We start from the raw sequence: 13,514 nt of genomic DNA, 5'->3' as shown, positions 1-13,514 counted from the left end.
CTTTATGTGCGTTAGCATACAGTCCTGTGCTCCCGATATTCTATACTTATCTACGTGTATGTGAATCGGCGTACATCACCGTATAAAAATACCTATAACACATGCTCCCCAGTGCTAGTTTAAACAAGACTGCATGACGCTTGAGATAATGAGAGAGGGGTATTCAATGCTTGAACCGCGTGATTTTCAACAAAACGCGTTGCTTAGCCGACTGCCGGAAGAAGAACTGAATCGCCTATTGCCTGATCTCGAAAAGGTGACGCTGACATTGGGCCAATCGCTGGGGGAGTCCGGAGAGCTGATGAGCCATGTCTACTTTCCGGTTGATTCCATTGTTTCATTGCTTTATGTAATGGAGAACGGTGCTTCAACAGAGATTGCCGTTGTAGGCCATGAAGGCATTGTAGGCGTGTCGCTCTTTATGGGCGGTGAGACTACACCCAACCGAGCGGTCGTACAGAGTGCCGGGCACGCTTATCGTCTTAAGGGTAACTTGCTCAAAAACGAATTCTACCGCGCTGGTCCGATGCAACGGTTGCTGCTGCGCTACACCCAAGCCTTGCTAACGCAGATGGCACAGACGGCGGTATGCAATCGTCATCACAGCCTCGATCAGCAGCTATGTCGCTGGCTGCTGCTCAGCATTGATCGGTTACCTGGCAAGACATTAAACATGACTCAGGAATTGATCTCCAATATGCTCGGTGTTCGTCGCGAAGGGGTGTCTGAGTCGGCGGGTAAACTTCAGAAATCCGGTTTGATCTCCTATAGTCGTGGATGTATCACTGTAATAGACCGGGCTGGGCTAGAAGAGCGTGTCTGTGAATGCTATGCGGTCGTCAAGGAAGAGTACGACCGCCTGCTGAGCCACGAGAACGTAACAACGTAATTTAAGCCCCTAAATCAAGGCAACAAGTCTAACCGCAAAAATGTATTAGCGCGTTGTGTACGCTAGCGAGCCGACGCGTGAAGTATCCAATGTTATTATGTAAAACTAACGTTAGAAGTTTTTCTAATGATGGTTTTGCAGCCGACATTGAAATGATTATTACCTTCATTGTGCCGATGCCAGGTTCTTATGACCGGAGAGGCGCATGTCTTATTTTTTGCACACTCCTAACACCAATCAGCTACTTGCGTCGCTACCAGACGTTGAGCGGTATGCCTTGATGGCTGACTGTGAAACCGTGGAACTTGCCTTTGGCAAAGTGTTATTCCAGCCCGGCGATACGATCACCCACGTTTACTTCCCCATCGATAGTTTTAATTCACTCACTGCAGTCATCAATGGTGGCATCCGGCTTGAAGTCGCGATGGCAGGCCGAGAAGGTATGCTGGGCACCTCGCTGGTGCTAGCTATCAATGAGGCGCCCCTCCTTGCATTGGTTCAGGGCTCGGGGACCGCCTTGCGTATCAGCGCTGCCCGCTTCCAGTGGCTACTTGAGAAGGGCCCTGTGCTGCATCAACGGTTAAATAAGTACCTCTATGTGGTGATGAATCAGCTAGCGAAATCAGTGGCCTGTAACCACTTTCATCAGATTGAAGCCCGGCTCGCCCGCTGGCTGCTGATGACGGAGGATCGCGCTAACTCTGCTCAATTGCAGCTGACCCATGAGTTTCTCGCCATGATGCTCGGTGTCCGGCGTGCCGGGATTACGCTGGCAGCGTCCGCCCTTCAGGCCCGTAGCTTAATTCGTTATCACCGTGGCGCAATCGTCGTGCTTGACCGACCGGGCCTGATTGAGACGGCCTGCGAGTGCTACACCGAAGATTGCGCACTATATGCCAGAGTAATGAAGTCATTGTAAAAGAAAAGAGAAGTAGCGCTCTGACCTCTCTCCCAAGCCCTTTTATCCAGCAACATGAACCGACTACATATTCGTTCAGACGGATGTCTCGGTTGGAAGAGAAAGGACGAATAGTTACGTGTGAGCAAAATGTAGACCTCACACTATAAGTGCTGACAAATGAAAAATGCTCAGATAATGCAGAGCAAGCGCCTTAGACGAAGCTTTACATTATCTGAGCCATTCGAGCAGAGCGTTGTACGTTGGCACTATCTTGAGTGTCTAAGCGATGGTGGAAAGAACCAACCGGCCACCGCTACCTTACGCAGTAAGATCCCAGAAATGCGCTATATGGCGGGTCGAAGAAATACCGACTTCCAGCATATACTTGCCTTCTTCCCCGAGGCCGTCTTCCCCCTCAGCCATGATCGGCGTACCGTGCCCCATCTTGCCGATGATGTATTCCTCGATCACCTCCCGCCTGTCCGCGTTGCACCAGACCTGTCGGGGAAAACCATCTACCTGCTCAACTCGGGTCGGTGGCCCTTCGACCTCGTGAATCTTCTGCCACTGTCGAACGATAGAATCAGCGTTGGCATTGTCTACAGTCGAATCGCTGCCACCATGCCAGACCGAAATTGTTGGCCAAGGGCCGTCAAATGTCGACGCTCCACGCACAAGCGAGTCGAGCTTGCTATCCGAAGGGCCGCCATATCCTTTCATGCGAACCATCGCTTGCATCAGAGTGTCCGCGCTGCGGTAGGGTAGTCCAGCGATGATCGCACCTCCCGCGAATACCTCTGGATAGGTCGCCAGCATCACAGATGCCATTGCCCCACCCGAGGACAACCCCGTGATGTACACACGTGTTGGGTCGATACAGTGATCCTCAACGACCTGATTGATCATATGACGAATAGAGAGTGGTTCGCCTCCGCCACGGCGGGTGTCGCCAGTCTTGAACCAATTGAAGCTGCTAAGAGCGTTATTGGTTTTCCTCTGCTCCGGATACAGAAGCGCTATCCCGCATTCATCGGCGAGAGTTGACCAGCCTGATCCGTGATTATAGCTCTCAGCCGACTGGGTGCTGCCGTGTAGAACGACGACGAGTGGCCCATTCTTCTGAAAATTCTTCGGGATATAGGTGTCTGCATGCAACGACCCAGGGTCAGTTCCGAATTTTTTTAACGCGGTCAGACGATTGTGGGTATCTGAAGATGTCGTCATAAAACCTCCTTTGCCAGTTTAGTTTGGCTCATAATGCTACCCGCAAAGAAAGACCGCTCTGGAAAGCCTTATTCTGGGTAGTTCTTTCTGAATTTTAAGCTGAACCCTTCTCTTCGATTGCAGCTGAACAACAATGTATAGGTATCTATGTGATTGCTAGGATGCCCTCCAAGGGCCCTGCCACTTCAGATCGATCGCTGAAATAGCGCACATTGATTAGCTTGGATTCAGGGTCTGGATGCCTTCTCTTCACCCTGAGCAGATCTCGGACTCAGCGCCACCGCGAATAACACAAGACCCACCGTAGCAAGGAAGATTCTCGCACTAAGCGAATCCTGGGCGGTGAAAGCCAAAAGCAAGGCTATCGTTCCAAGCGTTAGCATAAAAATGATTTTCATGACATTTTCCTTACCGCGGATCACTTTAATGCTAAGCCTTCATGCCATGGAGAAGGAGTTGCCCCCTCCCTCATCTCGGTGCTCTTACTCGAACCATTGCTCGTAAATGCCCATCGCAGCACTACAGATATGGTTACTCATCATTAGTAATGAAAGTTGATGGGCCATGCTGTTAGCATCTGCCGGGGCGAGAGTAGAGATTATTCGTCAAAAACAATGTCAGGTGACGATACCTAATGCCAAGGACAACAGCAGGACGAAGAATGGAATACTATTATTACTATGAGAAAGGGGCGCTGAATCCTTACAGCGCATAGCGCAACATCCTTGTTTAGGCATTTCCTTTGCCAAACTCTCTCTTAGGATGACGCCTACAGAAAGCACTCACCGTGCGCTTACGCACATAGCGGCAAAGAATTATCAAAAATCAAGGTCACTTAAATTAACTACTCTGAGAACTCACCCAATGAAAAGGAACTCTTCCATTACTGTGATTTTTTAGTGGTTAATTATTGCTACTAGCCAAAGGCCATTTTTTTAAATTTACAACATGACAAAGTAGCGTAATGTGCCCAATAAAGGGCGAGGCTGTGTGAAAACCCGAAAACTAGTTGGCGATTACAGAGCTCAGCCGTATTGGCACCATTTACGGCCAGCAAGGCAGATCAAAATATCCTCACTCATTATGCCAACACCTGGAATTAATCGGGTAACGCCTAAGATACACCTACTAAGGAGCCCTACCAGCTTTTACAAGCGCGGCAGAGCCATGATTAAGCCCTTAGCCTCCTAATCGACTTTGAGTTTAGTGAGCTTGTCCAGGCGTTTCTCGTTAGCGAGAAATGCGTCCTCAGCGACTGAAATCTCCTTTGTACCTTGGAATAAAGCAAATTGGTTGGGCAGAAGGCACCTCTGCGTCTTCGAGATATCTGGGCCATCCGTGTACAGCTACAACTTGCAAAAAAGACGAGAGACATTGCCCTCTTCAATTTAATCATCGATAGCAAATTAAGGGCTGCGACCTCGTCAATTGACAAGTACGGGATATAGCCCATGGTACGCGCATATCTCCACGAGCCATGGTGATGCAGCAAAAGACACACCGACCTGTCCCGTTCGAAATTACCGAGCAAACTCGCGTCGCTATCATCGACTGGATACCGCTTGCTCAGCTCCTGACCTTTCCCCCAAGCTTAACTGCCAGTACCCAACGTCTTGCCACTGATTGAACTTAAACCCAACATTTTCAAAATGTGCCACTTTCTTCATACCCATTTTTTCATGCAGTGCGACACTGGCTGGGTTGGGTAGCGTAATGCCGCCAATCACCGTATTAATCCCGCCTTCTTTGAGCTTAGAAAAGAGTGTTTCATACAACGATGCACCCAAGCCCCTACCCTGCACCTGGTTGGAAAGGTAGACACTGACCTCGGCTGAAAATCGATAGGCGCTCCTCTCTTTCCATTTAGTCGCGTAGGCATAGCCCACCACAGCATAATCTTCCACTGCCACCATCCAGGGTAAACCGGCCATTTGAACATTCTCGATTCTGCGCTCGATATCGGTACCCGATACTGGCGTTTCTTCAAATGAAATAGCGGTATTTTCAATGTAGTAATTATAAATGTGCGCTATGCCTTCCGAATCACCCTTTACGGCATCTCTGATCATGGTTTATTCCACTTATGTTTTGATGATTTACGTTCATTGATAAATAAAATACAGCCTCCTCTTTAATGACCAGCTAGAGTGCTTTTTAGCTATGATAAGAGTTGCCCGTTAACTACCACACCGCGTCGCCAGAAACTCACCATTACCAACGGGGACGGTGCATGTGGTGAAATTGGGATCTGCCGATACCTGCACCATGAAAGGAGCCATTTCATCTGTATGGGAGGTGGCGTTATCCACCACAAGAAGCCCACCTTTGCGTAAAACTCGCTGGATATTAGGCCACCATTGCACATAATCAGAGCGTTTTGAGTCTAAAAAGACCAGATCGAAACAGGCATCGTCTATGCTTTCAAGAAGACCACCCGCCTCCCCTCGATGCTGAGTGATGACCTTAGAGAGGCCTGAGCGCTCAAAATTCCTCGCGGCCATCGCAAGCTTGAATTCGGAAAGTTCAACGGTGGTGACGTGCCCTCCAATCATCTGTGCCGCCTGGGCCAGCCACAAGGTGGAGTACCCGTTGGAAGTGCCAATTTCCAACACTCGTTGCGCGTTGGTTGCTTGAACAAGTACCGATAGAAACTCCCCCGTATCACGGGTGATATTGAGCATTCGTCTTGGGCGTTCAGAAATGGCAGCATCGTTTTGTTGGCCAAATCGCTCAACTTCCATTAGCAATTCTTGAAGAGTTTCACTCACAGTTGCCTCCCGCTAGGCACAGCATTTTCATCATCAAATTTACCGCCCTTTGCTTACACAGGCCGCTTGGCAAGCAGCGCCCAGACACCCGCTGAAGAGAGTAACGTTCCGCCAACCAAGTTGAAGCGACGCTGGGCGCGACGCGATGCCAGCATCTTGCGCACCGACGTTGCGAATACGGCGTAGAGAGTGGCATTAAGCGTTGCCAACGCCACAAACGTGATCGCAAGTATCCACAGTTGTTGCCCAGCATTGGCGTTCGGGCTGACGAATTGCGGCAAAAAGGCGACGAAGAAGATAATGCCCTTCGGGTTAAGCGCAGTAACGAGATAGGTGTTAGTGAAGAGCTTCCAGCGCGAACCTGATACCGCCGGTGTTACCGACTGCACCGACGATATACCGGCACGCAACAGCTTTATGCCCATATAAAGCAGGTATAAACCGCCGATCCATTTAATCACGGTGAACCAAAAGGCCGAGGTGGCTAACACCGCTCCCAGGCCAAGCAGTGAAAAGAGCAGCGCCGTTGAGTCACCCAACGCCACTGCAACAACTAGGGGAATATTGGCGCGCCTGCCTTGGGCAATGGAGTAGCTGACCACGGTCAAAATCGTTGGCCCAGGGATGGCAAGCAACGCCACCGACGCAAGGGCAAAGGCGAACCAGATTTCAATAGACATGGAAAACTACCTCACAGGCTGTTAATGCTAAGTTAGCATAAGACCCATGTCGATAGGAGTGCCCTGTTCAAAGCTTAATAGCTCTATCTGTCATGCAGACTTTTAACCATTACCTTACGCTGCGGCTTGGCCAACGCCTTACCGAAACGTGGGTGGAATGGGTCGAGGAAGTGATGGAGGAAGAGCAATAGCTATAATAAAACCAGATCCTCATGGAAGCTGGGGGACTTTGGTGGGGGCTGTTATCAGCCAATAGAGGCAACCGGCGCTTTATAAGCTAGCTTTTAGAAGTTCATTAAATGAGGGAGGTAAGAGTTCATCGATATAGCTATCATTGAATTCGACTAACCGCGCCAGCGCTTCGGGGTCGGGTAACTTCACGTGCTGACGGTTTCGGATCACCAACCCCTCCTCACGCAGCATTGAGAAAGTCCGGCTCACGTGAACCGGGCTCATCCCCAGCGCGTCGCTAATCAGTTCCTGAGTGAGCGGCATGAAGAAGCTATTATCCTTGACGGCCTCGATCCGTTTGAGTCGCAGATAGATTTCGTAGAGAAAGTGTGCCAGCTGCTCGTGGGCTGAATACTTGCCGAGGTAAATCAGCCGCTCGGAGAGTTGCGCCTGCTGGCGTGTTGCTGTGGCCACGATGCCGGCGGCTAGGTTCGAACGCCCAAAAAGTTCAAAAAGCTGCTGATATGAGAACGGACAGATCACACCTTTATTAATCATTGCCGCACTTGCCAGTCGGCGAGTGAAACCAAAATCGCGAATACCGATGATATCGCCAGGGAGATAGAACTTGAGGACCTGCTTTGAACCATTTTTTAAGTTGCGATAGGAGTATGCCCAGCCCTCCTTGACCACGCAGAACAGATCAGCATCCTCGCTTTCCTGCCAGAGCACCTCGTTAGCCGACATGTACCTAGGGCTGAGCTCAAGGCCCAGCAATAGCGCTTTGTCTTCTGGAGACAGCGCGCCTTGAGTACTAAGGCCCCGCATCACTTCTGTATCGATGAGAGACACTCTGTTACCCCTCAGGCAAATGGTTTATTAGCGTTATTCTAAAACATTTGCCTACTTTACCAACCTAACGTAGGTTATGAATTATACATATTATCAAATGGTTGCATGAATACTACAGGGATGATCCGGCTCCAGAATGCCACACGTCAACGTCGTTTCGACAATATTTCAGGCAGCGTCATCAGGTCAGCCCCCGCATTGTCGCAAGACCTTCGGCGTCAATGTCTGACTATCTTGCTAAACGGCCCCCTGGTAAAACGTCATCCTGCTTTAGAAGTAAGTGGTTTTCTGCGCTATTGATAACACTGACACCATAAGAGCGTCAGAATAGACGTTGCGAATCACTTATCAAAGCAAAGGAGTTGCAAATGAAGCGCCATGAAAAAATTAGACAAGCTGGACACCATAGCTTCTCCTTGCTGGCTCGGCTCGGCCGCTACGAACTAGCGATGCTGCTATGCGTCGCGGTACTTTCCGGCGGGGTTTGGGGGTTCGTCGCGCTGGCCGACGAAGTCACTGAGGGGGACACCCAGAGCGTCGATGAGAGCCTGCTACTCGCCCTTCGCAACCCCGCCGATCTTAGCGACCCAATCGGGCCAGGCTGGGTCGAGGAAATGGGGCGGGACTTTACCGCGCTTGGCGGTGTTGGCGTACTGGTACTTATCACTCTGGGCGCCCTGGGCTACCTGTTACTCGCCAGACGCTATCGCGCGGCCCTCTTTGCCTCGATCGCAGTGCCGGGCGGCATACTCCTTAGCACCGTGATGAAGATGGGGTTTGATCGCCCTCGTCCGGATCTCGTGCCTCATGAAGCCATGGTCTACACCGCAAGCTTTCCCAGCGGCCACTCAATGATGTCTGCCGTGACCTACCTCACCCTGGCCGCGCTACTCACCCGCGTGCAGCCCGCGCTGAGGCTGAAGGCATACCTTTTGATTCTGGCAATATTACTGACCCTGCTGGTAGGCATAAGCCGCGTCTATCTCGGAGTGCATTGGCCGACTGATGTGCTTGCCGGCTGGACGGCTGGGGCGAGCTGGGCAGCGCTGTGCTGGATCGTGATGCGCTGGATGCAGCGACGCGGCCAAGTAGAGACAGAAGTTAGCAGCTCGGACACTGAATAACGTGGCTAAAGTAGCGCTGGGCAACACCAATGAGTATTGTCCAGTGGCGTGGGGAAAACGATAGTCGCCATACAGCCGACTAAGAACAGGAGACTGAGTGGAGAGGAAAGTAACCGCCCAGCCACGCTCTGTTAACCTAGCTCTGTTAACCTAAGGGGCTCGACCTCAAGCGAACAAACAGGCATGGTGAGTATGATTATTCACCATCAGCGAACCAACAGGAGGTTACGCCAATGCCGCACAATCTGACTCAAAACCTGACTCAAAACTTATGCAAGATAGGGCTATTATCGCTCTTAGCGTTGTCTCCCAACGCCTTCAGCCAACAACAGCCGGGAGCGGCTGCCGGTAATGATGTCACCACCGAATCGTTCCAGGATTGGGAAGTCCGCTGCCAGCGTAATGCCGAGGGCCCGACTCCGTGTGCGATGGCGCAATTGGTTACGCAACCTGACAGCGACCAGCCCTTGATGCAGGTAATTCTCGACTACCCGCCTCAGATCGATGACCCGGTGATGAGCTTCTTCGTGCCGCTGGGGGTACGTCTGGCAGCAGGCTTGCAATTGAGTGTGGATAACGGTGAGCCAATCCAGTTCCCCTATCAGGTCTGCCAAGAGCAAGGCTGCCGTGCTGACGTCCCCATTGAACCAGCGATGTTGCAGCAACTCCGCAGTGGCAGCACAGCAACCCTCAGCATGATTGATCCACGCGGTGAACGCCTGGATCTGGATATTTCGCTGACCGGCTTTACCGACGCCAGTACCCGCATCGCTCGTTGATCTTAGGGCCTTCCCCGACAAAGCCGGCCGACAAGGGCCGGCAATTCTACCCCGCCGATGTCATCCTAGGCAGATATGTGGTCCTTGATGCAGATGGTAAACCCGAGCTGATCGAAGAAAGCCGTCCGCTAGATCTCCCCTTGTATCGCTTCCCTGTTTTCGGCCTACTCGGATTGGTATTGGTGCCGACGCGCTCGGCGTGCCCGACATGCAATGGGCACACAGGGTGAAGGCAACGATGACAGAAACCATTAATGACCCACGCATACCCGACCCAGTTCGCTGCACGTTGATCAAGGTACTCGCTGATCAAGCAGGATTGACCGACCCGATTCTCGGCCTATAGTTTTTAAGGGCTGAACGAAAGGAAACGCAGGAGCCAAACTCACTGGTGTAAACGTGCCGATGCGCAACGTCAACGCTATAAGTTAGTAGCATTAGTAAACCGATTCACGAATTCAGGTAAAACTGATCTTACCCAGCAAGAGTGGACACTGGTTTAAGCGAAACTGCTTACCACGCTAATCGGTCGCACTGCGCATGCCCATGCTCATGTAAAAGCTCTGAGACTCATGCGCTATTTTTTTTGAGAGCCAACAGCGTTTGGCTGTTAAAAAACGTGATTATTAATAAAATCAACAACCTACTTATCAATGGAAGCATTTTATCTCCAAGCTTTTTATGCGCAGAATAGGATTTTAGAGATCAGCATTACTGATGTAGCTAGGCACCTGTCAGGTTCAACAATTTCTTTCATTTATTTTTATTAGGGTCATCATTATATAACAATGCGCAGTGACGATTTGTGCGCTAATATCTATTCTCAAAAGCTGGCTTTATGCAGCTTAATTTTGGTCAAACTGTGGATTAATAAAGGTAAATATTATGAGCAAAGGACAAGACAGTAAAAAAAATACCAAGAAGAAACCACTTTTAACTGCAAAAGAAAAGAAAGCTGCAAAATCATCAAAGAAAAGCGAGACCAATGTGCTAGGGAATTAATCAATGCCTAGCTAATCAAGGACTACGGTGCCCTGCCAAGCCTAATATCGAAAATGCAATGTTGTCTAGGCACCGATGTTAATAAACCAATAACTTCATCATCTATAGCAATTTTAAACTGCCACTTTCCGCTTTAGCCTTTCATTTTTAATGCAGGCACGCTTTTAGAAAAGAATACCTCACAGCACCAGACATTCACGTTTACCTATATAGGTGAAAACCATAGACGGTCTCTGTCCGATTGTCTGAAATTACATAAATATTATAATTTCACGGTGTTTACTAGAGAGCTCAAGTTGCCAACGCCTTGTAATACTTCAAACATTTAGCTTGAGTAATACGCCTCCCTTTTTGCGAGACCACAGTATAGTAAAGGGCTCTACTGGCCTTTGTCATCTTACCCAGCATTAGTGAACACGGTATGCTGGGTGACAACACCACTGCGGAGTAGCGTACTCAATGATGGCTTCCCACTGGATACTCGGCCCTGGTGCCATTGGCCGCCTATTGGCCCATTCTCTTTCACCTCTTGTGACCACCAAGCTAATCGGTCGCAGAACGCTGCCTGAACAGCAAACGCTTACCACGCCTGAAGGCGAGCAGCGTGTACAACGTCTAAATGTGCTCACTGTTGCCCCATTGGCTTCTGAAGCAAATGAACCGCCTGCCTTTGTGCATATCACCACCAAAGCCATGGCTGCTGAGGCGGCGCTTGAAAGCCTTGCCAGCATTGTCCACCCTTCCACGCCGCTCGTGCTGTGGCAAAACGGTTTTTTGGCGCAGCCGCGCATTACCCAAGCTTGGCCGGGGCCAGTGCTTTGCGCGACAACCACCGAAGGCGCTTATTTAACGGGTGATGATGGCGTTGTGCATGCAGGACGCGGGCATACCTTTGTTGGCGATTTGAATAATCAACACGGTGAGTTGGCAGAAACACTAGCGCAGACACTGACCCAGGCGGGTCTCGCCGCGACTAAGGTGGAAGATATTCGTCAGCGGTTATGGCAGAAGCTGGCCGTGAATGCAGCGATTAATCCGTTGGTGGCGTTAAATAATGTGCATAACGGTGAATTACGCGGTGAAGCGTATGCGGACCGTGTTGTGGCAGTGGTGAAAGAAGTTGCGGCGATTATGTTAACTGAGGACATTCAGCCGCCAAATAACCGCCAGGGTGAGGATGGTTGGCTGGCATTGGTTTGGCAAGTCATTGAGAACACCGCGAACAATAAAGCATCCATGCTGCAGGATGTGGAGGCTAAACGCCCCACCGAACGTGGGGCTATTTTGGGGCCGTTGATTGAGAGCGCCCAGCGCCATAGGTTGGCGTGTAAGGAGTTGCAGGCGCTCGATAATAAGATAGCAGCGTTAGAAGCGAGCTTTAACCGTTAAGTCACAGGGATCATCACAACCTTCTGGAAGCTGGGCAGCTCAGTAAGCTGTTGGTACCACCGCTCTAGGTTGGGGTGGGTTTGCCAGGTTAGGCCGCTGTTGAGCATGTTGTAAATGAAGGGCGCAATGGAGATATCGCCCAGGCCAAAAGCGTCGCCGGAAAACCAGGTCTGGTTTGCCAGCGCGTTATCCATTATTGCAAATAGCGCTTCGCACTCCTTCACCGCTGCTTCGATGGCGGCATTATCGCGTTTTTCGGGCGGTGTTCTGACAAAGCCCATCAGTATCTTGCGATGGGCAGGGGTTAGTGTGCTGTTGGCCCACTCCATCCATTTTTCCATCTGTGCGCGCTTGGCGGGGACTTCAATCCATAGCTTGTTCTGGCCATATTGCGCGGCAAGGTAGCGAATAATGGCGTTAGATTCCCAGAGAACGCTATTGGTGGCGTCGTCTTTGAGTAGTGGCACTAAACCTGTGGGGTTCATGGCTAGGTACTCTGGTGTGTTGTTTACCCCGTGCTGAAGACCGGCTTGGATTTGCTCGAAAGGCAGTTCCAGCTCTTCCATTACCCACAGCACTTTTTTGACGTTGGTGGAGTTATTGCGACCCCAAAGCGTAATCATGGCAATCCTTTTTGTTTGAGCAGAGTGAGGAGGCTGAGTTTGCCTCGCGCGGGGTTGGGTGGCAAGTTGGAGCGGGCTTGGAGGCGATGCAGGGGGGGCGGCTTTGCCGCCCTCTCGCGGGTGCCTCGTTACTCGCTGCGTTCACTACTCGTTACCACGCGCTAGAGCCCCCTCACTCCTCTCGCCTCTCGTTTTACGCTTTATCCTGATAAAATTGCATCAGGCTTGAGAAGTCGAGTTTGCCGTTGCCCTTGGCTTTATGAAGGGTAAACAGCGAGCGGGCGGCGGAGCCCATGGGCACCGCAGAGGCGCTTTGCTGGCTGACATCCATGGCCAGGCCCAGATCCTTGATCATCAGGTCTACCTGGAAGCCGCCTTGGTAGTTTTTCGAAGCGGGTGCATTTTCCATGACGCCTGGGTAGGGGTTATACACATTCAACGCCCAGTTGCCACCAGAACTCTGCTTCATGATTTCCGAAAGCACCGCGGGATCCAGACCGTTTTTGACGCCCATGTTGATCGCTTCACAGGTGCCCGCCATCAGGATGGATAGCAGCATGTTGTTGCAGACTTTGGCCACCTGCCCCGCACCATGGTCACCGGCGTGGAAGATGTTTTTGCCCATCACGTCCAGCACCAATTTGGCCTGTTCGAACTGAGCATCCGAGCCGCCGACGATAAAGGTCAGCGTGCCCGCTTGGGCTCCGCCTACCCCACCGGAAACCGGCGCATCCACAAAGCCAATGCCCAGCTTCTCGCCTTCGGCGGCTACGCTGCGGGCGGTATCGGCATCAATCGTGGAGCAGTCGATCACCAGCGCGCTCTGCTTGATCACTTCGAACAGCGGGGTATCGCCCTCAACATAGAGTCCGCGCACATGCTTGCCTGCAGGCAGCATTGAGATGACAAAATCCGCGCCAGTGGCAGCTTCCTGGGCCGAAAAAGCGACTTCACAGCCGTTGGATTTGGCTGTTTCTAGTGCGTCTTCTGAAAGGTCAAAAGCGCGAACGTTAAAACCCGCTTTCGATAGGTTGGCGGCCATCGGGCCACCCATATTGCCTAAACCAATAAACGCGACGGTAGTCATGAGTGTTGTCCTTATTATTCGTTTA

The 13,514-nt window shown here is 51.1% G+C and carries 13 protein-coding genes; 6 read left to right on the top strand and 7 right to left on the bottom strand.

Features of this window, described 5'->3' with window-relative positions; genetic code table 11:
- Nucleotides 1-166 precede the first annotated feature (166 nt).
- Nucleotides 167-889 (top strand): Crp/Fnr family transcriptional regulator, encoded by a 723-nt coding sequence (locus Q3Y66_RS08110; RefSeq protein WP_008956712.1) that lies wholly within the window; start codon nucleotides 167-169, stop codon nucleotides 887-889.
- 205 nt (nucleotides 890-1,094) lie between these two features.
- Nucleotides 1,095-1,808 (top strand): Crp/Fnr family transcriptional regulator, encoded by a 714-nt coding sequence (locus Q3Y66_RS08105; protein ID WP_008956713.1) that lies wholly within the window; start codon nucleotides 1,095-1,097, stop codon nucleotides 1,806-1,808.
- 300 nt (nucleotides 1,809-2,108) lie between these two features.
- Here the strand turns inward: Q3Y66_RS08105 and Q3Y66_RS08100 are convergent, their stop codons facing one another.
- The 4 genes from Q3Y66_RS08100 to Q3Y66_RS08085 form a co-directional block, all read right to left on the bottom strand.
- Nucleotides 2,109-3,014 carry a PHB depolymerase family esterase gene (locus tag Q3Y66_RS08100; protein ID WP_008956714.1) on the bottom strand — a complete coding sequence of 302 codons (906 nt, stop codon included), beginning with the start codon at nucleotides 3,012-3,014 and terminating at the stop codon, nucleotides 2,109-2,111.
- Between the two features lie 1,544 nt (nucleotides 3,015-4,558).
- Nucleotides 4,559-5,083, bottom strand: a complete 525-nt coding sequence (locus Q3Y66_RS08095; RefSeq protein WP_008956717.1) for an arsinothricin resistance N-acetyltransferase ArsN1 family B — start codon at nucleotides 5,081-5,083, stop codon at nucleotides 4,559-4,561.
- Between the two features lie 108 nt (nucleotides 5,084-5,191).
- Entirely contained in the window at nucleotides 5,192-5,782 is a 591-nt protein-coding gene (locus Q3Y66_RS08090; RefSeq protein WP_035586244.1) for an O-methyltransferase, read from the bottom strand.
- A 53-nt stretch (nucleotides 5,783-5,835) separates the two neighbouring features.
- Complete coding sequence (locus tag Q3Y66_RS08085; RefSeq protein ID WP_008956719.1) at nucleotides 5,836-6,462, bottom strand: LysE family translocator; 627 nt, start codon at nucleotides 6,460-6,462, stop codon at nucleotides 5,836-5,838.
- 92 nt (nucleotides 6,463-6,554) lie between these two features.
- Here Q3Y66_RS08085 and Q3Y66_RS08080 point away from each other — a divergent pair, with 92 nt between their 5' ends.
- Nucleotides 6,555-6,653, top strand: coding sequence for a hypothetical protein (locus Q3Y66_RS08080; protein ID WP_008956720.1), 99 nt, complete (start codon nucleotides 6,555-6,557; stop codon nucleotides 6,651-6,653).
- A gap of 79 nt (nucleotides 6,654-6,732) precedes the next feature.
- Here the strand turns inward: Q3Y66_RS08080 and Q3Y66_RS08075 are convergent, their stop codons facing one another.
- Entirely contained in the window at nucleotides 6,733-7,485 is a 753-nt protein-coding gene (locus tag Q3Y66_RS08075; RefSeq protein ID WP_008956721.1) for a Crp/Fnr family transcriptional regulator, read from the bottom strand.
- A gap of 368 nt (nucleotides 7,486-7,853) precedes the next feature.
- On the opposite strand from Q3Y66_RS08075, the gene Q3Y66_RS08070 reads away from it, so the two are divergent.
- The 3 genes from Q3Y66_RS08070 to Q3Y66_RS08060 all read left to right on the top strand — a co-directional run bounded on the left by Q3Y66_RS08070 (nucleotide 7,854) and on the right by Q3Y66_RS08060 (nucleotide 11,779).
- Nucleotides 7,854-8,609 carry a phosphatase PAP2 family protein gene (locus Q3Y66_RS08070; RefSeq protein WP_008956722.1) on the top strand — a complete coding sequence of 252 codons (756 nt, stop codon included), beginning with the start codon at nucleotides 7,854-7,856 and terminating at the stop codon, nucleotides 8,607-8,609.
- Nucleotides 8,610-8,842: 233 nt separating this feature from the next.
- The gene (locus Q3Y66_RS08065) at nucleotides 8,843-9,388 is read left to right on the top strand and encodes an invasion associated locus B family protein (RefSeq protein WP_008956723.1); all 546 of its coding nucleotides are present in this window, start codon (nucleotides 8,843-8,845) and stop codon (nucleotides 9,386-9,388) included.
- A gap of 1,464 nt (nucleotides 9,389-10,852) precedes the next feature.
- A complete protein-coding gene (locus Q3Y66_RS08060) occupies nucleotides 10,853-11,779 on the top strand; it encodes a ketopantoate reductase family protein (RefSeq protein WP_035586281.1) in 927 nt (308 codons plus the stop codon).
- Here Q3Y66_RS08060 and Q3Y66_RS08055 read toward each other — a convergent pair.
- Together Q3Y66_RS08055 and mmsB are read right to left on the bottom strand one after the other, a co-directional pair.
- On the bottom strand, nucleotides 11,776-12,402 hold the full coding sequence (locus tag Q3Y66_RS08055) for a glutathione S-transferase family protein (RefSeq protein ID WP_008956727.1): 627 nt from the start codon (nucleotides 12,400-12,402) through the stop codon (nucleotides 11,776-11,778). The genes Q3Y66_RS08060 and Q3Y66_RS08055 overlap by 4 nt on opposite strands.
- A gap of 193 nt (nucleotides 12,403-12,595) precedes the next feature.
- On the bottom strand, nucleotides 12,596-13,504 hold the full coding sequence (gene mmsB / locus Q3Y66_RS08050; RefSeq protein WP_274377703.1) for a 3-hydroxyisobutyrate dehydrogenase: 909 nt from the start codon (nucleotides 13,502-13,504) through the stop codon (nucleotides 12,596-12,598).
- Between the last annotated feature and the right edge of the window lie 10 nt (nucleotides 13,505-13,514).

The organism is Halomonas sp. HAL1, assembly GCF_030544485.1.
Classification (GTDB): domain Bacteria; phylum Pseudomonadota; class Gammaproteobacteria; order Pseudomonadales; family Halomonadaceae; genus Vreelandella; species Vreelandella arctica.
This window is presented reverse-complemented; position numbering and strand designations above follow the sequence as displayed.